Annotated in this window: 21 protein-coding genes; 4 read left to right on the top strand and 17 right to left on the bottom strand. The window is 69.2% G+C overall.

The features are described 5' to 3' along the window. Positions 1 to 463 precede the first annotated feature (463 nt). The 11 genes from EOD73_RS12335 to EOD73_RS12285 all read right to left on the bottom strand — a co-directional run bounded on the left by EOD73_RS12335 (position 464) and on the right by EOD73_RS12285 (position 10,247). Positions 464 to 835, bottom strand: a complete 372-nt coding sequence (locus tag EOD73_RS12335) for a hypothetical protein (RefSeq protein WP_127683307.1) — start codon at positions 833 to 835, stop codon at positions 464 to 466. Positions 836 to 1,617: 782 nt separating this feature from the next. Continuing rightward, positions 1,618 to 1,986, bottom strand: a complete 369-nt coding sequence (locus tag EOD73_RS12330) for a hypothetical protein (protein WP_127683306.1) — start codon at positions 1,984 to 1,986, stop codon at positions 1,618 to 1,620. Positions 1,987 to 2,108: 122 nt separating this feature from the next. Then, entirely contained in the window at positions 2,109 to 2,453 is a 345-nt protein-coding gene (locus EOD73_RS12325) for a ribonuclease E inhibitor RraB (RefSeq protein ID WP_127683305.1), read from the bottom strand. Positions 2,454 to 2,704: 251 nt separating this feature from the next. Continuing rightward, entirely contained in the window at positions 2,705 to 3,058 is a 354-nt protein-coding gene (locus tag EOD73_RS12320) for a thioredoxin family protein (RefSeq protein ID WP_127683304.1), read from the bottom strand. A gap of 20 nt (positions 3,059 to 3,078) precedes the next feature. After that, positions 3,079 to 3,459 carry a hypothetical protein gene (locus EOD73_RS12315; RefSeq protein ID WP_127683303.1) on the bottom strand — a complete coding sequence of 127 codons (381 nt, stop codon included), beginning with the start codon at positions 3,457 to 3,459 and terminating at the stop codon, positions 3,079 to 3,081. Between the two features lie 84 nt (positions 3,460 to 3,543). After that, a complete protein-coding gene (locus tag EOD73_RS12310) occupies positions 3,544 to 4,956 on the bottom strand; it encodes a TolC family protein (RefSeq protein WP_127683302.1) in 1,413 nt (470 codons plus the stop codon). Positions 4,957 to 4,975: 19 nt separating this feature from the next. Beyond that, positions 4,976 to 7,006, bottom strand: a complete 2,031-nt coding sequence (locus EOD73_RS12305; RefSeq protein WP_127683301.1) for an ATP-binding cassette domain-containing protein — start codon at positions 7,004 to 7,006, stop codon at positions 4,976 to 4,978. Between the two features lie 10 nt (positions 7,007 to 7,016). Then, complete coding sequence (locus EOD73_RS12300; RefSeq protein WP_127683300.1) at positions 7,017 to 8,189, bottom strand: efflux RND transporter periplasmic adaptor subunit; 1,173 nt, start codon at positions 8,187 to 8,189, stop codon at positions 7,017 to 7,019. A 68-nt stretch (positions 8,190 to 8,257) separates the two neighbouring features. Then, positions 8,258 to 8,629 (bottom strand): cupin domain-containing protein, encoded by a 372-nt coding sequence (locus EOD73_RS12295; RefSeq protein WP_127683299.1) that lies wholly within the window; start codon positions 8,627 to 8,629, stop codon positions 8,258 to 8,260. Positions 8,630 to 8,638: 9 nt separating this feature from the next. Continuing rightward, positions 8,639 to 9,127 (bottom strand): CopD family protein, encoded by a 489-nt coding sequence (locus tag EOD73_RS12290; protein ID WP_310733056.1) that lies wholly within the window; start codon positions 9,125 to 9,127, stop codon positions 8,639 to 8,641. 46 nt (positions 9,128 to 9,173) lie between these two features. Next, a complete protein-coding gene (locus EOD73_RS12285; protein ID WP_127683298.1) occupies positions 9,174 to 10,247 on the bottom strand; it encodes a DUF2332 domain-containing protein in 1,074 nt (357 codons plus the stop codon). A 149-nt stretch (positions 10,248 to 10,396) separates the two neighbouring features. On the opposite strand from EOD73_RS12285, the gene EOD73_RS12280 reads away from it, so the two are divergent. Then, positions 10,397 to 10,639 carry a hypothetical protein gene (locus EOD73_RS12280; protein WP_127683297.1) on the top strand — a complete coding sequence of 81 codons (243 nt, stop codon included), beginning with the start codon at positions 10,397 to 10,399 and terminating at the stop codon, positions 10,637 to 10,639. A 98-nt stretch (positions 10,640 to 10,737) separates the two neighbouring features. Here EOD73_RS12280 and EOD73_RS12275 read toward each other — a convergent pair whose 3' ends face one another. Then, positions 10,738 to 11,103, bottom strand: a complete 366-nt coding sequence (locus tag EOD73_RS12275) for a hypothetical protein (RefSeq protein ID WP_127683296.1) — start codon at positions 11,101 to 11,103, stop codon at positions 10,738 to 10,740. 176 nt (positions 11,104 to 11,279) lie between these two features. Here EOD73_RS12275 and EOD73_RS12270 point away from each other — a divergent pair, with 176 nt between their 5' ends. Further along, a complete protein-coding gene (locus tag EOD73_RS12270; RefSeq protein ID WP_127683295.1) occupies positions 11,280 to 11,522 on the top strand; it encodes a hypothetical protein in 243 nt (80 codons plus the stop codon). Positions 11,523 to 11,623: 101 nt separating this feature from the next. Then, positions 11,624 to 12,121 carry a GNAT family N-acetyltransferase gene (locus EOD73_RS12265; protein WP_127683294.1) on the top strand — a complete coding sequence of 166 codons (498 nt, stop codon included), beginning with the start codon at positions 11,624 to 11,626 and terminating at the stop codon, positions 12,119 to 12,121. Here the strand turns inward: EOD73_RS12265 and EOD73_RS12260 are convergent, their stop codons facing one another. The 4 genes from EOD73_RS12260 to EOD73_RS12245 are packed head-to-tail and all read right to left on the bottom strand — an operon-like array spanning position 12,122 to position 14,944. Further along, positions 12,122 to 12,742 (bottom strand): glutathione S-transferase family protein, encoded by a 621-nt coding sequence (locus EOD73_RS12260; RefSeq protein ID WP_127683293.1) that lies wholly within the window; start codon positions 12,740 to 12,742, stop codon positions 12,122 to 12,124. Further along, a complete protein-coding gene (locus EOD73_RS12255) occupies positions 12,739 to 13,524 on the bottom strand; it encodes a class I SAM-dependent methyltransferase (RefSeq protein WP_127683292.1) in 786 nt (261 codons plus the stop codon). Before EOD73_RS12255 ends, EOD73_RS12260 begins: the two co-directional genes overlap by 4 nt. Positions 13,525 to 13,526: 2 nt before the next feature. Further along, on the bottom strand, positions 13,527 to 14,459 hold the full coding sequence (locus tag EOD73_RS12250) for a 2-hydroxyacid dehydrogenase (protein ID WP_127683291.1): 933 nt from the start codon (positions 14,457 to 14,459) through the stop codon (positions 13,527 to 13,529). Beyond that, positions 14,456 to 14,944 (bottom strand): glutathione peroxidase, encoded by a 489-nt coding sequence (locus EOD73_RS12245; protein ID WP_127683290.1) that lies wholly within the window; start codon positions 14,942 to 14,944, stop codon positions 14,456 to 14,458. The genes EOD73_RS12250 and EOD73_RS12245 overlap by 4 nt, the downstream gene beginning before the upstream one ends. A gap of 126 nt (positions 14,945 to 15,070) precedes the next feature. Between EOD73_RS12245 and EOD73_RS12240 the strand changes: the two genes are divergently transcribed. Next, a complete protein-coding gene (locus EOD73_RS12240) occupies positions 15,071 to 16,036 on the top strand; it encodes a hypothetical protein (protein WP_127683289.1) in 966 nt (321 codons plus the stop codon). A 59-nt stretch (positions 16,037 to 16,095) separates the two neighbouring features. Here EOD73_RS12240 and EOD73_RS12235 read toward each other — a convergent pair whose 3' ends face one another. Beyond that, complete coding sequence (locus EOD73_RS12235; RefSeq protein ID WP_127683288.1) at positions 16,096 to 16,752, bottom strand: hypothetical protein; 657 nt, start codon at positions 16,750 to 16,752, stop codon at positions 16,096 to 16,098. Positions 16,753 to 16,814: the final 62 nt, after the last annotated feature.

Genomic DNA, 16,814 nt, shown 5'->3' with positions numbered 1-16,814 from the left:
CCAAACCAAAGACGACGACTCCAATACCAGGCATTTATCGACAGTTCGTAAAGCCTAATGTTTGAGCTCAGAGCCGTCGACCCTGCAGCGAATTGTTATGTTTCTCCGCGCTCAGGAGGCCATGGGCGAACCTGATGTGCGAACTGCGAAGAAATGCTCCAGTTGAGAGGCTTCAATTTTGGTTCGAACCATGGAAAGCCTGACTCAGACCACCGTTTGTAGTGTGCTTGGTTATCGTCGTAGCCATATTCGCATCCACAGCATGAACAGATGTCAAAACTGTTCCGGAGTTCTTGCTCGTTTGTATATGGTTTAGGAATGGGTCCGAACCCACAAACTGGGCAGTGCTGAATGGGCATGTCACGAAGCTCTAAAGAAACATATCGTTTGACTTGAGAGGCGTTGACCGGCTCGCGGGGAAGCGTCCTCTCGACGGAAGCATTAGGCATCGCTGGTGAGCAGCTCAATGCCCTGACTCCTCTCGGCTGCTCGTTCTTTCCGCATACTCGGGCCAGAACTCGTGCAAGAAGCGTTTGAACTCGTGCCCCTCTTCATCCCGCAATGATATAAGTGTGGTTTCCGCGAGTGATGTTCCTCCATCGAGGGAAACCAATACCGAGTGAAGCAAACCGGACATAAGCTCCGAGACGACTTCAACAAAGTTTTCCGTTGCTCCCGCCTGCTTCAAGCATTCAGACAACTTTGACCATGCATTGGCATTCTCAATCCACACGGCACTTGGGTTTGAGATACCTGCAGCAGCGGCAGCTTTCCATGAAGCTTTCGCGGCCGCGAGATCTAGCAGAAACGCAATCTCTGATGGGTGTAGTTTCATGAGATGCCTAACGTCGTATTTCAGCCGACCAGCCAGCGCAGCTGGCGCAGGGCGGCTGCAATGACGGGTTGGGCAGCACGCTCTCACTCATACGCGCCAACTGGAAATCCTGCCAGCTGAATCTGCTCCGATGAGGCGCTTTCAAATTCAGAGATTCGCTTCGCCGAACACCTAGGACACCTGCAATTCGGATCATCGAGCGCGCCATAGATCGCAGTTTCTAGGTCGTTCGGGTCTAGATATGCGGTACCCACTTCATCACACACCAGCACCACAGCCTCGCAATTGGGGCACGCCGAAAAGCAAAGTGCGCCCTGCCCTGCGCAGCACTGGCATCGGATTCCGCGAAGCTCCCAAGAAGGTCGATCAATCTGCATCGAGTGCTGCCCAACGTTTGAAATAACCGGCGTGGGCCAGCTTGCTGGACCACGTCCGGCTGATTGAAAGGTTAGACAGCATTGCCCGCTCTTTTGTGCCACCGACGAGCGAGTGCACAAGCCCGATGCCGAACCCCCTGGCTAAACGGCTTCTTATTTAAGCCGTCAAGTGCCAACGCAATTTCATCGGTTATCGGAGCACCTTCTTCTAACCAACGAACTGCCAACTCAGCCCAGTATTCCGTGGGCCAGGTTAGGCCAGCCAACACGACAGACTCAGGCCTCGCCAGACTTGAATCGTAGTCAGCGAAGGCAGACTCAAGGTGAACTACGAGCTTGCGCGAGTCCATGCTGTCTAACGTCGCCGCTCAGCGGGAGCCGAAGGCGATCCGATGCAGCGGCTTGTTATGCACGGTCATCGAACTCGCCATATAGGATCTCCGGGGCATCGTGAGCAAAGACGTTCATACATCCGTTTGCTGTGACCACGAGCCACTCGCTACGTTTCTCTGTAACGCCCTCCAATTTGAACTCCTCCTCTGCCCATCCTCCTGCTTCTACAGAGAAAAGGTGATGGCCGCCTCGATATCCGTCGGACCTCCAGTATCTGAGCAGATCGCCTTCGTCAAGAAAGCGAAATCCCGTTACCCAGTCGAACGTGAACTTCATCCCCTTGAACTTCCCCTCGCTAGTTGCAACCTGGGCAACCACGACCTCCAGTTTGCGACCATCGTAGCTGGCCCACGCGATGTCCGAGACAGATAGCGTGCTCACCTCCGCGTCGAAAGGGCGCAATTTAAGCGGCATAACGTTTGACGTGAGGGGCGGCCGGAGCCGCGAAGCGGCGGAAGGTATTTGCAAGCGCTGCTTGCAAACCGTCCCTCTCGACGGAATTGTTAGGTGCGGGATTGAGCAACACAGCCCCACCCATCAAATTCAAGGCCATAGATAGCTGCCAGGCAGGTCATGAAACCGGAGACGGACAAAATGACGTTTTGAGTTACCGGCATATTGATCACTACTTGGACGCTATCTCCATTTTCATCGTGCAACGGCGTTGCTGCCCCATATTGATATTCGTTGATTAATTGCGCGACAAGCTCAGCCTTCTCGCGATTTGGGGCACGCAACAGAAAATCGACGTCTCGTGCGAGGGTAAATACATCGCCTTGACCGTCAAGAGAGCGCAGAACATCAATGTCTGCAACAGCTCCATCCATTAACTTTTCGACCACAGACATAAGAGCACCTAACTTGGTTTTAGAGCGCTCACACGCCGGATAACACGTTATGCCTCCGCATAACAACGCGCTTCGGCATGGCTGAAAACGTCTTTTGGATCAACAACCTAGGACTCCTGAGTCGCTCGTTGGACGGGTCATGAACAAGCCGCGAAGTGGCGCAGACTGAATTTGCGCGGATCGCCATGGTCATGGCCAGTATGCGGCCGCATGGCGGCTTGCCAACGCGTGGCCCAAGGGGCCCTTGGCCTTCAGGCCACCGCAGGCCCACCGGCCTGCCCACGCAACCACGCCAAACCCTCGGCGAAGCTGCCCTCGGCCTCTGGCGTGGGCGCGTCGAGTGCGTGGCGCACCAGGCGCTGCAGGGTGTTGGCGTCGGGGAGCACGGGGCCGCCAAACAGCAGCTGCTCGTCGTTGAACAGCAGCAGGGTGGGGAAGGTTTGGATGTCCAGGTCGCCCAGGCGGTCGGCCTCGTCTTCCACGTCCACCCAGACCGCGGGCAGGCCCAGCTGGGCGGCGGTGGCTTCGAAGACGGGGCGGTAGGCCTCGCAGGCGCGGCACCAGGCGGCGCAGAGGCAGGCCAGGCGCAGGGGCGTCGGGGTCATGCGCTGCGCTGGGCCACGCGCTAGTCGCTGGCGATGTGGCGCCAGTCGGGGGGCAGCTTTGGGGCTTGCTCACGCCAGACGGACCACAGCGCGTAGACGCCCGCCACCGTGCCCAAGGGGAAGCCCAGCAGGGCGATGGCCGCCACGGGCACCAGCGCGCGGCTGCGGCGACCGCGGTACAGCGACACACCGGCGTGCAGGGCACCGAAGGCCCACAGCAGCGCGACGCCCACGATCAGCAGGCCGATGGGCAGGGTGAACAGCCACGGCCAAAACAGCTGAGGCTCGTTGGCCCCGGGACCGAAGCTCAACAGCGCGGCGGCCAGCACCGCGGCCGTGACCCAACCGAACAGGCTGAGCATGGCCAGGAACAAGCCCGCGATGCGTTGATGAACGTCCATGCTGCCCTCCCGGCCCGAGCGAATGCGAAGGGCCGGGATGCTAAGGGCGCTGAGCGGGCGCTGAGCGCGCGCGCTGCCCCCCGTTCAGGCGCCAGCCACCGCCTTGGCCAGGGCTGCGCGGTTCAGCCACGCGCGCAGGCGCAGCTGGATTTGGCCCTGCTGGGCTTCCAGCATGGCGTTGCGCGCTTGCAGCCAGTCGGCGCGGGAGATGGCGCCGACCTCGTAGCGCAGCGCGGCCAGGCGTTCGGCCGCGGTGGCTTCTTGCAGGCGCAGCGCGTTGGCGGCGAGTTGCTGGCGCAGGCGCTCGCCGTCGACGAGTTGGCCCTCGATCTCGACCAGGGCCTTTTGCACGGTGTCGCGCAGGGCCAAGGCGGCGAGTTCGACCTCGGTGCGGGCGTTGTCGCGTTGCAGGTCCAGGCGGCGCCAGTCGATGAGGGGCACGGCCAGGTTGGCGGCCAGGTTGGCAATGGGCTGGCTGAGCCAGTCGGCGGCGCGGGAGCCGCCGGTGCTGACGCTGGCGCTGAAGCTCAGGCTCGGGTAGCGCTCGGCGTCGGCCGCGCGGTGGCGGGCCAGGGCGGCGTCCACAGTAAGGCGGGCGCGCTGCACGTCGGGGCGGCGGCCCAGCACCTCGGCCGGAGCGCCGGGCGCCCACTGCGGCACGGTTTGCACCGGCAGGCGGGGCTCGGCCACGAAACCGCCGCCGTCGGGGCCGGGCAGGGGCTCGCCCAGCAGCAGGGCCAGGGTGTTGCGCTGCAGTTGGGCGTCGGCGGCCAGGTCGCTCAGGCGCACCTGGGCCTGCTGCACGGTGCTGGCGGCCTTGTCGATCTCCAGCGGCAGCAGCTTGCCTTCGCGCACGCGCAGGCTCACCAGGGCGAGGTTCTCGCGGTTGAGGGCGAGCTGCTGTTCGGCCAGGGGGCGCTGCAGGTCGATGGCTGCCAGGGTCCAGTAGGCCTCGGCCACGCGCTGGCGGATGAGCAGGCGGGCGGCGTCGAGGTCGGTGCGGGCGGCCTCGGCCTGCGCCGCTTGCGCGGCCTGGTTGGCAGCGATGCGGCCCCAGAGGTCGAGCTCGTAGCCCACGCTGGCGCTGAGGCCGTAGCTGCGGCTCCAACCCACGTTGCTGGTGATGGGCACGCTCACGCCGCCCACGTCCACCGTGCGCGTGCTGGCGCCTTCCAGCGGCTTGCTGGCCGAGGCGCTGCCGCCCAGGCTGGGGCGCAGGCGCAGGCCGCCGATCTCGGCCTGGGTTTGCGCTTGGCGCCAGCGCAGCGCGGCCTGGGCCAGGTCGCGGTTGGCGCGCAGGGCGCGGGCTTGCAGGTCGGCCAGCTGGGGGTCGGTGACGGCGGCCCAGTCGGGCGCGGTGGCGTCGGCGGGCTCGGCCTGCCAGGCCGTGGGAGGGGCCGAGGCGGCCTCGGGGGGCAGCGAGGCCGGCGCGGTGGCGCAGGCGGCGAGCAGCGCGGCCAGCAACAACGGGCTCAGTCGGAAAGGGAGGGTCGTCATGGCGTCATCCGCATCGGGTTCATTCACGGGCCAGGGCGTCGACCGGGCTCAAGGCCGCGGCGCGGCGGGCGGGCAGGGTGCCGAAGAGCAGGCCCACGCCGCTGGAGACCAAGAAGGCCACGCCCAGGGCTTGCCAGCTGACGCTGACCTCCAGCGCGTTCTGCACGGCGTTGATGCCTTGCGCGCCCAGCCAACTCAGGGCCACGCCCACCAGGCCGCCCAAGCAGCACAGCACCACGGCCTCGATGAGGAACTGCAGGCGCACGTCGCTTTGGCGGGCGCCCACGGCCATGCGAATGCCGATCTCGCGGGTGCGTTCGCTGACCGAGACCAGCATGATGTTCATGACCCCCACGCCCCCGACGATGAGCGCGATGGCGCCCACGCCGGCCAGCAGCGCGGCAAAGCCGGCGTTGAAGGTTTGCATCTTCTGGAAGGCTTCGTCGCCCACCCAGAAGCTGAAGTCCTCGCGGCCGCGCATGGCGCGCAGGCGGTGCTTGGCCAGGGCCAGCACCTGCTGCGGCGGCACGCCCTTGACGAGGTTGATGGCGAAGGCCTGCAGGTTGACGCTGGCGTCCAGCTTGGCGCGGTAGGTGCGCTCGGGCAGGTAGATGAGGTTGTTGGAGAAGTTGAAGCCGAGCTGGCTGTCTTGCTCCACCACGCCCACCACCAGGTAAGGCATGGCCACGGGAGGTGGCGGCGGGGCCGCGCCCAGCCCGCCGGCCCCGGCGTTGCCGCCCAAGCCACCGGCGTCCATGCCGCCGGCGGCGCTCAAGAAGATGGTCTTGCCCACGGGCGACTGGCCGTCTTTGAACAGCTTCTTGGCGGTCTCGTGGTCGAGCAGGGTGACCTGCTGGCCGCTGTCCAACTCCAGAGGAGCGAAGTCGCGACCTTCTTTGATGCGCAGCTTGCGGTCTTTGAGCAGCGAGGCGTTGGCCGCCTGGGCCTGCGAGGGCTGCTCGCGCGAGCCGTAACGCACTTGCACCATGGTTTGCCGCTCGCGCAGCAGGCCGGCCACGCCGTCCAGCGCGCCGACGGCGTCGACCTGGGCGGGGGTGAACAGCGGCGGCTGCATGCCGGGGGGCAACTCGGGGTTGCCGGTCCACATCCAGATGCGGCCCTGGAACTGGCTGGCGAACTCGCCCTCGAAGGTGGTGCGCGCGGCGCTGGTGAGCGCCACGATGCTGACGACCGACGCGATGCCGATGCTGATGCCCAGCATGGACAGCGCGGTGCGCAGGCGGTTGCCCTGCAGCGACAGCCAGGCCGTGGCCAGGGCCTCGCGCCACTGCACCTGCACGCGGCGCAGCCAACCGCCTTGCGGCGGCACCTGCGACTCGGGCGCTTGCGCCGGCGGGCGGTGTTGGGCGGGCGTGCCGTCGTCGCGCACGACCTTGCCGTCTTTGAGCTCGATCACGCGCTGGGCGTGGGCGGCCACGTGGGCGTCGTGCGTGACCAAGATGATGGTGTGGCCGCGCTCGTGCAGCTCCTTGAGCAGCTTGAGCATCTCGGCGCCCGAGGCCGAGTCCAACGCGCCGGTGGGCTCGTCGGCCAGGATGATTTGCCCGCCGTTCATCAGCGCGCGGGCGATGGAGACGCGCTGCTGCTGGCCCCCGCTCAGCTCGTTGGGCTTGTGGTGCATCCGCTCGCCCAAGCCCAGGCGTTCCAGCAGGGCCTCGGCCCGGCTGCGGCGCGCGCCGGCGCCCACGCCGCCGTACACGGCCGGCAGGGCGGCGTTGCCGCGGGCATCCAGGTGCGGCAGCAGGTGGTAGCGCTGGAAAATGAAACCGAAGCGCTCGCGGCGCAGGGCCGCCAGCTCGTCGGGCCCGAGGTGGGCGGCGTCCTGGCCGTCGATGAGGAACTGGCCCTCGGTCGGGTTGTCCAGGCAGCCCAGCACGTTCATCATCGTGCTCTTGCCCGAGCCCGATTGGCCCATGATGGCCACGAACTCGCCGGCCTCGATGGCGAGGTCCACGCCGTCGAGCGCCCGAACTTCGATCGAACCGATGCGGTAGTGGCGCGCGATGCCGCGCAACTCGATCAGTGGCATGTTGGCCCGATCAGTTGGACGCGGCCGATGCCGGCGCCGAGGCCGCCTCGGCCGCCGAGGGCGGTGCCAGCAGCACCTTCTCGCCGGCCTTCAGGCCTTCCAGCACCTGCACGCGGGCGCCGTCTTGCAAGCCGGTGCGCACGCGGCGCGGCGTCTGCTTGTTGTCGCTGCCGACCACGGTGACCAGCTGGCGGCCGTCCTTGTCGCGCTCGCCCAGGGCCACCACGGGGATGGTGAGCACGTCCTTGGCTTCGCCGGTCTCGATGTCGACCTGCACGGTCATGTCGGAGAACAGCTGGCCGGCGGCGTTGTCGACGTCGAACAGCACGTTGTAGAACACGGCGTTGCCGCTGCGCTCGGGCACGGGCTGGATGACGCGCACGCGGCCTTCGTAGCGTTGGCCTTGGCCCGACAGGGTCAGGAAGCTGGCCTTCTGGCCGACCTTGACCGACTGGATGTCGACCTCGGGCACCTTGGTGCGCACGGTGATGGTGCGCAGGTCGGCCAGGGTCAGCATGACGGGCGTGATCTGCACGGCGATGACGGTCTGGCCCACCTGCACGGGCAGGTTGACCACGGTGCCGTCCATGGGCGCGGTGATGCGGGTGTAGCCCAGGCGCAGTTGCGCGCGGGCCAGGTCGGCCTGCAGGCGCTGCATCACGGCGCTTTGGCCGCGCACGTCGGCCTCCAGCTTGGCCAGGTCGTTCTCGGCGCGCTCGGCCTCCAGGCCGGCGGTGGCCTTGCCGGCCAGCAGGCGCTTTTGGCGCTCGGCCTCGCGGCGGGCGCTGGCCAGGTCGACCTGGCGGGCGTCCAGCAGCGCGCGTTGCTGCGCCAGTGCGGCCTCGGCCTGCGCCACTTCGTTGCGCGCCAGCTCGGGGTCCAGGCTGACCAGCAGGTCGCCCTTCTTGACCGACTGGCCCAGTTGCACGTGCAGCTCGCGGATCTGGCCGCTGACTTGCGCGCCCACGTCCACGCGGGTTTTGGCCTGGAGCACGCCGGCGGCCTGGGCCACTTGCGTGATGTGGCCCTTCTCCACCACGCCGGTGGGCGGCGGTGGCGGCGGCTTGGGCGGGTTCATCAGGCGCCAGCCCACCCCACCGACGACGACCAAGGCGGCCACGATCAAACGGCCGCGCCAGCGGCGCCACCAAGGTGCTTGCAGTTTCTTGTTCGCGGTGTTCAAACCCAATCTCCCGCCGACGTGCTTGCGGCGGGGGGCAATGTAGCCAGGGCCTCAGGGGGGCCCGTTGGTCATGGGACGGGTTGCACGTCCACGACGACGAACTGCTTGCGCACGGGATGAACGACTTCGACGGCCCCTTCAAAGCCTGGGGGGATGACAGCGCCCTGGCCGGCCACGACGTCCACCGCCTGGCCGTGGCGGTCGTGCAAGCGCACGTGGCCCTCCAGCACGAAGAAGTACTCCTGCTTGTGCGGCGGGAAGGCGATGCGCCAGCGGCCCACCTCGCAGGCCCACACGCCCGCGCTCATGGGGCCGGCTTCGTGCAGCAGCCAGGTCCAGCGCTGGGGGTCGCCGGCCTCCAGTCGGTCGGGGCGGGGACGGTCCAGCGTGGGCGTCATGCCCTGCGTGCTGTCGATGCGCGTGATGTGGGGGGCTTGCATGGCTTGGGCTCAGAGGAAGGGGCGCATGGCCGCAATGACCACCACCAGCAAGCCCAAGCCGAAATTGAAAGCCACCCATTGCCGGATGGTGTCGAGGGCTTTGGCGGCCAGGGGCCAATCGCTGGCCTGCACGGCGCGGTCCAAGCGGCGGTAGAGCGCGAATCGGATGTGGAAAAAGATGGCCACCATCAAGGTGCCCAGCACGGCCATCAGGGTCCAGGCCAAGGGCATGTCGAATTGCCCGCCGGCTTGCACCACGGTTTTGGCCGTGCGCCCCAGCATCCAGTAGCCCGTGACCAGGCTCAGCACCGACACGACCGTGACCACCCGGAAGAAGCGTGTGAACACGGCGTGCATCAGTCGGACGCGCGCACCTGGCTCCAAGTCGGCCACGGCGGGCCGCAAGATCAGCAGCGTGAAGCCCATGCCGGCCACCCACAGGCCGATGCTGAGCAAGTGAATGAGTTTCAGCAGGGCGTAAATCATGGGCGGCATCATCCCCGCTGCTCCATGGGCCGATGCGGAGCAGGGTTTCGGGTGGGGTTCAAGCGGCACGCGCCCAGGCGCCGTGCGGGTGGCTCCACAGCAAGGGGCGGGTGCCGGTGCGGTCGTGCAGGGTCCACAGGGTGGCCGAGGGCTCGGGGGCGGGCGGCAGGCCGTCGCCCCAGGGGTGGAAGGCCAGGGCCTCGGCGCACAGCACCGCCAGGCCGTGGCGCTCCACCAAGGCCTGCACGCGCGCGCGGTGCGTGGCGCGCTGCTCGGCCGAGAAGTAGGCCAGGACCCAGCTGTTGAACAGCACGGGCTGCACGCCCGCAGGCAGGCCGGGCAGCCAGGCGGCCAGCGCGGCCAGGCCGTCGTCGTCGGCGCTGACGCGGTAGCCACCCGCCCGCACGGCGTCTGCGCCCCAGGCCAGGGCCTGCCGCAGCCGCGCCAGGCGCGCGGTGTCGTCGGGCCAGGTGCAGGCTTCGAGCCAGCGGCGCTGGGCCGGGTCGCTGGGGTCGATGGGCGCGAGGTCGGTGCCGGCGCGGGCGACCAAGGCCCAGTCTTGGGCCGGCGGCAGGGGCCCGCCGCGCCAGTCGCAATCCAATTCCAGTCGCATGCCGGGGCCGCGCTCGCCGCCCGCCACGCGCACGCGGTCGCCGTCCACGCCCAGGTTCAGGCCGGCGCTGGCGCCGAAGTCGAACAAGGCCAGGCGTCGCTGGCCGGTGTGGGCCACCAGCGCATCCAGGGCCAGGCGCAGCACGGCGCAGCGGCCGGTCTCGTTGGTTTGGGTGGCGCGGTTGCGCAGGTGGGCCTCGATGGCGTTGCGCTCGCGGGCCAGCAGCTGGTGCAACTGGGGGGCGAGTTCGGCGTCGGGCGCCCGCGTGCCTTGCGCGCTGGGGAAGTAAGGGGCCAGTTCGGGCGCCGCGCCGGCCAGTACCCGCTCGTGCACCGCCGCCAGCAAGAGATTGGCGCGGGCCTGGGCCGGTGGCGCCAGGGCCATCGCCGCCGCCAGCGCGGGCCAGTCGGCCAGGGCCTGGCACAGCGCGGCCGTGGTGGTTTGCGTGGGGCATTCCTCGCGGGCGAAGCGGCGGAACTCGCCGGGCCAGTCGAGGGTGGAGGTGGGGGCAGTGGCCATGGCGGGAGTGTCCCAGCCCGCCACTCAACCCGCGCTGACCGCAGCCTGTCGCGCGCTGCGTCGGCTCGTCGCTTGGGCGTGGCGACGCGAGGCCTGAACGATCAAAGTTCAGTCACCGCAACACGCAACCCCACCGCCAGGAGCCCACCATGACCAAGACCTTCAACACCGCCCCCGTCCTCGACACCGTCGGTGGCGCCCTCAGCATCGCCGCGATGGCCGGCCTGACCTTCGCCAGCGCCGCGACCTACGCCGGCAACAGCGAGAAGCCCGCCGCCGAAATCGTTCAACTGCCCCCGGTCGTGATGACCGTCAAGCGCGCCACGCCGGTCGCGCAGCTGCCCACGGTGATCGTCGTCGCCAAGCGCAGCGTCTCCCCCACCAGCGCCTAACACCCGCTCTCGCGGCGGGGTGCAAGACCACCGAAGGCCCGGCTCCCGAAAGGGGGTCGGGCCTTCGGCCTTTCGGGGGCGTGGACCCTCTGCAGGCCTCAGCGCTTGGTCTTTTCGTACACCGCGACGTTGCCGGTGCTGTTCGACTTGACCCGCAGCTGCCGCTGGTTGGCGGACGGGAGCATCAGCATTCGAACGGTCTTGCCGTTGGGCAGCAGGAAGCTGAGCTGAATGCCTTCGTCCCGAATGGCAAAGACGCCGCTCGTGACGCGGCCGCGCTCGGAGATGCTCAAGACCTCATTGCCGTCTCCGAACTCCAAGAAGTCCTTGGGGCTGCCATCGGGGTCGTGCATCAGCTCCCACCGCCCTTTCAGCCACCCTGGGGTGGCGGCACCGGCCTTGCCGGCAAGCCATGCCAACGAGAGACCCAAAACGAATCGGCGGTGCATGGAGGTCGGGTGCATGGGGGTGGTGGCTGGCGTGAACGGTGCGTCGAAGTATCGGGCGCCTCCCATTCAAACGGCGCTGGCCGCAGCCCATCGCACGCTGCGTCGGCTCGTCGCTTGGCCATGGCGATGCGAGGCCTGAACGATCAAAGTTCAGTCACCGCAACACGCAACCCCACCGCCAGGAGCCCACCATGACCAAGACCTTCAACACCGCCCCCGTCCTCGACACCGTCGGTGGCGCCCTCAGCATCGCCGTGATGGCCGGCCTGACCTTCGCCAGCGCCGCGACCTACGCCGGCAACGGCGAGAAGCCCGCCGCAGAAATCGTTCAACTGCCCCCGGTCGTGATGACCGTCAAGCGCGCCACGCCGGTCGCGCAGCTGCCCACGGTGATCGTCGTCGCCAAGCGCAGCGCCTCCCCCACCAGCGCCTAACACCCGCCCTCGCGGCGGGGTGCAAGACCACCGAAGGCCCGGCTCCCGAAAGGGGGTCGGGCCTTCGGCCTTTTCGTCATGGTGGGCACCAGAATCGCGGCATGGCCGCCGTCACCATCGTTCCCATCCGCCTCGAACACGCCGAGTCGTTCCACGCTTGCTTGGATGCGGTGGCTCGCGAGAGCCTGATGCTGGGGCAGCACCAGGCGCCGCCCTTCGCGCAGGTGCACGCCTTCGTGGCGGGCAACGTCGAAGCGGGGCACCCGCAGTTCGTGGCCTGGGACGGCGAGCGGGTGCTGGGCTGGTGCGATGCGCTGCCGCAGTGGGCCGACGGCCTGCGGCACCGGGGGCAGCTGGGCATGGGCGTGCTGGCGGCCGCGCGTCGCCAGGGCCTGGGCGAGCGCCTGTTGCGGGCCACGCTGGACGCGGCGCGGAGGCAGGGGCGCCTGGTGCGCATCGACCTGGAGGTGCGGGCCGACAACGGGCCGGCGTTGCGGCTCTACGAGCGCCTGGGCTTTGCCATTGAGGGGCGCCGGCCCATGGGCCTGTGCCACCGCGGCGTGTACTTCGAGACCCTGGAGATGGGCCTCATCCTGTAGTCAGCGCGCGAACACGTACGGGCCGCCGCGGGCCAACGCGCGTTGGTAGGCGGGGCGGGCCTGGAAGCGGCGCACCCAGGCGTCGAGGTGCGGGAAGTGGGCGCGGGCCGGGCCGGCGGCCTCGCCGACGAAGCTCATCTGCACGTCGGCGCCGGTGAAGGCATCGCCCAGCAGCCATTCGCGGTCTTTCAGCGATTGGTCGACGAAGCCCAGGTGGTTGGCGATCTCGCTGTCGATGCGCGGTGCCAGCGGCGCCGCGCCTTCGCCCAAGCGCGAGGTGTAGAGCTTGAGCATCAGCGGCAGCATGGCCGAGCCCTCGGCGTAGTGCAGCCACTGCTGGTAGGCCTCGAACTCATCGCTGCCCGCAGCGGGTTGCAGGCGACCCTGGCCATGGCGGCGCAGGAGGGAGTCGACGATGGCGCCGGACTCGATGAGCGTCAGCGTGCCGTCTTGCACCACGGGAGCCTTGCCCAGCGGGTGCACGGCCGCCAGCGCGGGCGGGGCCAAGCGGGTCTTGGCGTCGCGCTGGTGGTGGCGGATCTCGTAGGGGAGCGCCAGCTCTTCCAAGAGCCAGAGGATGCGCTGCGAGCGCGAGTCGTTGAGGTGGTGGACGACGATCATGGATTGGTGCGTTCGGTGGGGAGGCTGGGGCGCTGGCAGCGCGCAAAGCCGTAGGTGGCCAGGGCCGGGTCGAAGGGGGTGCGGGCGGCCCAATCGGCCCAAACGGTGAGCCCACTCAGGCCCGCGGCGCGGGTGGCCCGGGCCAAGGCTTGGGTGTGCAGGGGCGTCCAGCGGTAGCGGCGGGCCACTTCGTGCAGCAAGCGCCCGCCCTGCCAGACCTCGAAGCGCCACGCGGTGGCCCAGGCCTCGGGGCCGCTGTCGCGGTCAGGTTCCATGCAGCGGTGGTGCTCCACGCGGCCCAGGCCCAGCGCGCGCGTGCCCACGCAGCCCCAGGGGATGGGCTCGCGCAGGGGGCTGGCGAACGGCGCCTCGATCCACAGCGGGGCGCCCGGGCGCAGCAGGCGCGCGGCCTCGGTCAGCAGCGCGTGCTGCTCGGCAGGCGGCAGCAGGTGCAGCACCGATTGGCAGAGCACCGCATCGGCCTGGGCGTCGGGCAGGCGGGTGCTGTCGGCCAGCAGGGCGACCTGCGCTTGCAGCGCGGGCTCCAGCGCCAGGCGGGTGCCGAGGGAGGCCGCCATCTCGGCGTCGGGCTCGACCGCCTGCACCTGCCAGCCGGCGCGGGCCAGGCCCAGGGCGCTGACGCCCAGGCCGGCGCCCAGGTCCACCACGCAGCGGCCCTCGCCCGGGCCGAAGGCGGCGCACAGCGCGGCCAGCTCGTGCTCGGGGCGCGGGAACAGGGCGGCGTAAGCGGCCACGCCTTGGCTGTAGGGCTCGGTTGCCATGCTCAGTAGCCGGCCTCCAGCGACACGCGGCCGCTGATCGGTTCGCCGCGCAGCCAGGCGCGCAGCTTGTCGGCGATTTGGTCCAGGGCCTCGTCGCGCAGGGTGGCGCCGGCGATGTGCGGCGTCAGCTGCACCCGGGGGTGGCGCCAGAAGGGGTGCTCGGGCCCGGCGGGCTCGGTGGCGCACACGTCCAGCGCCGCGCCGGCCAGGTGGCCGCGGTCCAGGGCGGCCAGCAGCGCGGCCTCGTCGACCAGGCCGCCGCGGGCGATGTTCACGAGGTAGCTGCCCGGCGCCATGCGGGCCAGGCGCTCGGCGTTGAGCAGCTGGGCGGTGTCGGGGGTCAGCGGCAGCAAGGCCACGACGACGCGCGAGCCCGCCAGCAGCGCGTTCAGGCCGTCTTCGCCGGTGAAGACGGGCAGGTCACCGCCCTCGCGCGCGCGCCGCGCCCAGGCCTGCACGGGGAAGTTCAGGCCGCGCAAGGCGCGCACCAGGGGCTGGGCCAGCACGCCGCAGCCCAGCAGGCCGACGGTCCAGTCGATCTTGCGCAGCGGGGCGCGGGGCTGCCAGTGGCCTTGGGCGGCCTGTGCGGCGTAGGCGTCGAACTGGCGGTGCCAGCGCAGCAGGGCGTGCAGCACGTACTCGGCCATTTGCACGCCCATGCCCGCGTCTTCCAGGCGGTACAGCGGCAGCCCGGGCGGCGGGGCCAAGGCCAAGAGTCCGTCCACGCCGGCGCCGGTGGCAAAGGCGGCCTTCAGCTGGGTTTGCTGCGCGAAGAAGGCGGGCGGGGGCTTCCACAGCACGGCCAGCTCGGCCGGCGGGGCGCCGTCGTGCCAGGCGCTGGCCTGCACCTGGCCGGCCAGGCGCAGGTTGAGCTCGGCGGCCCAGTCCTCGGCCCCCTGGGACAGGCAAACGGTCAGCTGCGGGGGCTGGCTCACGCCGCCAGGGCCTTTTCGATGTCCGCGCGCAGCTTGGCGGGTTCGTCGTTGGGCGCGTAGCGCTCCAGCACCTGGCCGTCCTTGCCCACCAGGAACTTGGTGAAGTTCCACTTGATGAGCTCGGTGCCCAGCAGGCCGCGCTTTTCCTTCTTGAGCCACTGCCACAGGGGGTGGGCGTCGCCGCCGTTGACGTCGACCTTGGCCATCATCGGGAAGCTCACGCCGTAGTTGAGCTGGCAGAACTCGGCGATTTCGCCGTTGGAGCCGGGGTCTTGCCCGCCGAACTGGTTGCAGGGGAAGCCCAGCACCGTCAGGCCCTGGGCCTCGTAGTCCTTCCACAGGCGCTCCAGCCCTTCAAACTGGGGGGTGAAGCCGCACTTGCTGGCGGTGTTGACCAGCAGCAGCACCCGGCCGCGGAAGTCCTGCAGCTTCACGGGCTTGCCGGTGATGGAGACGGCTTCGAAGTCGTACACGGAGGCGGACATGGGGGAATCTCCTTAAGAACTTGGCATGGTAGAGCGGGCGGCGGCGCCCTGTTTTTGAGCACACAATGCGCCCGCCCTGCCCTGGGGGACATCCAGGGGGAACGAGAGCGCAAGATGGAATCCCGCATGGAACATTTGCAGTGCCTCACGCCGGACGAGCTGAAACGCCGCCCGGACCTGTCCACCTTCCGCTGGCGCCTGCTGGCGCACGGGGACTCGTGGTTCTCGTTCGCCGCCGCGAAGGTGGACGCCCACGCCAACCTGCTGGAAGAACTGGTGTTCGGCCAGCCGACGGTGGCGGTGAGCTGCGCGGGCCACCACAACGCCCTGCGGCGCATGGTCGACCTGGAAAGCTCGCCCGATTTCATCCGCCTGCTGACCGACCCGAGCGCCCCAACCTGGGACGGCGTGCTGCTCAGCGTGGGCGGCAACGACCTGGTGTCGGCCGCCATGGTGCCCGCGGTGCAGGCCAACGGCGAGCCGGTGCCGATGAACCTTCGCCTGCTGCGCAAGCAGACCGAGTGGGGCGCGCCCAGCGCCGGCGTGTCGCGCTACTTCAGCGAAGACGGCTGGGCCACCTTCGGCGAGTACGTGCGCGCCAACCTGAAGCACGTGCTCAGCCTGCGCGACGCCGGCCCGAGCCAGGGCAAGCCCCTGTTCATCCATTGCTACGCGGTGCCGACGCCGAGGCCGGCCGGGGCCGAGAGCGCCTCGGGCGCTTGGCTGTACCCGGCGCTCAAGGCCTACGCCATCCCGCAGGCCGACTGGGCGGCGATGAGCCGCTTGATGCTGTCCAAGCTGGCCGCGCTCTTCAAGGCCTGTGCTGCCGATGCGGCGCAGTACCCCAGCCTGCAGGTCTTCGACTCCACCCAGGTGCCCATCGCCCCGGCGGCGCTGGGCTCCAGTGGCATCAGCGGCGACTGGCACAACGAGATCCACCTGAACCACAGCGGCTGCTTCAAGATCGCCCGCGCCTGGAGCGTGCACATCGAGGCCGTGCTCAGTGGCAAGCCCCTGGTCACCGCGCCGCCCACGACGGGACGCGGTCGGCGCGGTGGCGGTGGTGGAGGCAGCGCCCCGGCCAGTGCCTGAGCGCTGACCCGCCCAACCCAATGGCCCCCGCGGGGGCCGTTGTGCTTTTCAGCGGAGCTTCATTCGGGCCGGAACACGAACTCCTGCACGAAGACCCCGTCGCTGTTGCAGCGGTAGCTGCGCAGCGCGGTGTCGACGGCGGCCGTCAGCGCCCGCTGCGCGCGCCGGTCGGCCACGCCGCTGCGGCTCAGCACCTCCACGGCCACCACGCGCCCGCCTTGCACCGTGCCTTGCACGGTGAACTGGGCCACGCCCTCCCAGCCGCTGGCCGGGGGCTCGGGTTGGACCATCACCGGGCACAGCAGGGCGGCGCTCTGGCGCGCCGGGGTGCTGCGCTCGCCGGATGGCGTGCCGGGCTGGGCCTCCGGCAGACGCGGCGTGACGGTCACGGGCCCTTCGGGCACCTGGGTCGTGGTGCCGGTGAGGGCCGTGTTGCTCGGTGCGGGGTCCACCAGCACCGGCGGCACGTAAACCTCGAACACCGGCCGCTGCAGCGTGGGCTCGGCGCGGGGCGGCGGCACGGTGGGGGGCGGGGGCTCGGGCTGGGCCACCCGCGTGGCGATCGGTGCCGGCGGCGCCTGCCAGGGCAGGCGGGGCATCAGGCCCTGGGCGAAGGCCCAGATGACGGCCGCGTGCAGGCCGACAACGAGGCCGACGCTCCAGGCGCGCTGGGCTTCCGGTCGGTGGGCCGTGGTGGGGGTCGAGGCGAAGTGCATGGCGAGCTCCCAGGGTGGATGGCGTCCCCAGGATGCGCGCCGTGGCGCCGACGCGCCACCCG

This window comes from Inhella crocodyli (assembly GCF_004004565.1).
Lineage (GTDB): Bacteria > Pseudomonadota > Gammaproteobacteria > Burkholderiales > Burkholderiaceae_C > Inhella > Inhella crocodyli.
Note: the sequence above shows the minus strand (reverse complement) of the source record. Positions and strands in the feature narration are given on the sequence as shown.

Excerpts from the sequence above, each read along its gene's own strand:
- EOD73_RS12280 (WP_127683297.1), top strand. The coding sequence starts at position 10,397 with ATGACCAAGACCTTCAACACCGCCCCCGTCCTCGACACCGTCGGTGGC.
- EOD73_RS12320 (WP_127683304.1), bottom strand. The coding sequence starts at position 3,058 with ATGACCCCGACGCCCCTGCGCCTGGCCTGCCTCTGCGCCGCCTGGTGC.
- EOD73_RS12290 (WP_310733056.1), bottom strand. The coding sequence starts at position 9,127 with ATGATGCCGCCCATGATTTACGCCCTGCTGAAACTCATTCACTTGCTC.
- EOD73_RS12295 (WP_127683299.1), bottom strand. The coding sequence starts at position 8,629 with ATGCAAGCCCCCCACATCACGCGCATCGACAGCACGCAGGGCATGACG.
- EOD73_RS12245 (WP_127683290.1), bottom strand. The coding sequence starts at position 14,944 with ATGTCCGCCTCCGTGTACGACTTCGAAGCCGTCTCCATCACCGGCAAG.
- EOD73_RS12260 (WP_127683293.1), bottom strand. The coding sequence starts at position 12,742 with ATGATCGTCGTCCACCACCTCAACGACTCGCGCTCGCAGCGCATCCTC.
- EOD73_RS12285 (WP_127683298.1), bottom strand. The coding sequence starts at position 10,247 with ATGGCCACTGCCCCCACCTCCACCCTCGACTGGCCCGGCGAGTTCCGC.
- EOD73_RS12335 (WP_127683307.1), bottom strand. The coding sequence starts at position 835 with ATGAAACTACACCCATCAGAGATTGCGTTTCTGCTAGATCTCGCGGCC.
- EOD73_RS12270 (WP_127683295.1), top strand. The coding sequence starts at position 11,280 with ATGACCAAGACCTTCAACACCGCCCCCGTCCTCGACACCGTCGGTGGC.
- EOD73_RS12325 (WP_127683305.1), bottom strand. The coding sequence starts at position 2,453 with ATGTCTGTGGTCGAAAAGTTAATGGATGGAGCTGTTGCAGACATTGAT.
- EOD73_RS12240 (WP_127683289.1), top strand. The coding sequence starts at position 15,071 with ATGGAACATTTGCAGTGCCTCACGCCGGACGAGCTGAAACGCCGCCCG.
- EOD73_RS12235 (WP_127683288.1), bottom strand. The coding sequence starts at position 16,752 with ATGCACTTCGCCTCGACCCCCACCACGGCCCACCGACCGGAAGCCCAG.
- EOD73_RS12265 (WP_127683294.1), top strand. The coding sequence starts at position 11,624 with ATGGCCGCCGTCACCATCGTTCCCATCCGCCTCGAACACGCCGAGTCG.
- EOD73_RS12275 (WP_127683296.1), bottom strand. The coding sequence starts at position 11,103 with ATGCACCCGACCTCCATGCACCGCCGATTCGTTTTGGGTCTCTCGTTG.
- EOD73_RS12310 (WP_127683302.1), bottom strand. The coding sequence starts at position 4,956 with ATGACGACCCTCCCTTTCCGACTGAGCCCGTTGTTGCTGGCCGCGCTG.
- EOD73_RS12315 (WP_127683303.1), bottom strand. The coding sequence starts at position 3,459 with ATGGACGTTCATCAACGCATCGCGGGCTTGTTCCTGGCCATGCTCAGC.
- EOD73_RS12255 (WP_127683292.1), bottom strand. The coding sequence starts at position 13,524 with ATGGCAACCGAGCCCTACAGCCAAGGCGTGGCCGCTTACGCCGCCCTG.
- EOD73_RS12305 (WP_127683301.1), bottom strand. The coding sequence starts at position 7,006 with ATGCCACTGATCGAGTTGCGCGGCATCGCGCGCCACTACCGCATCGGT.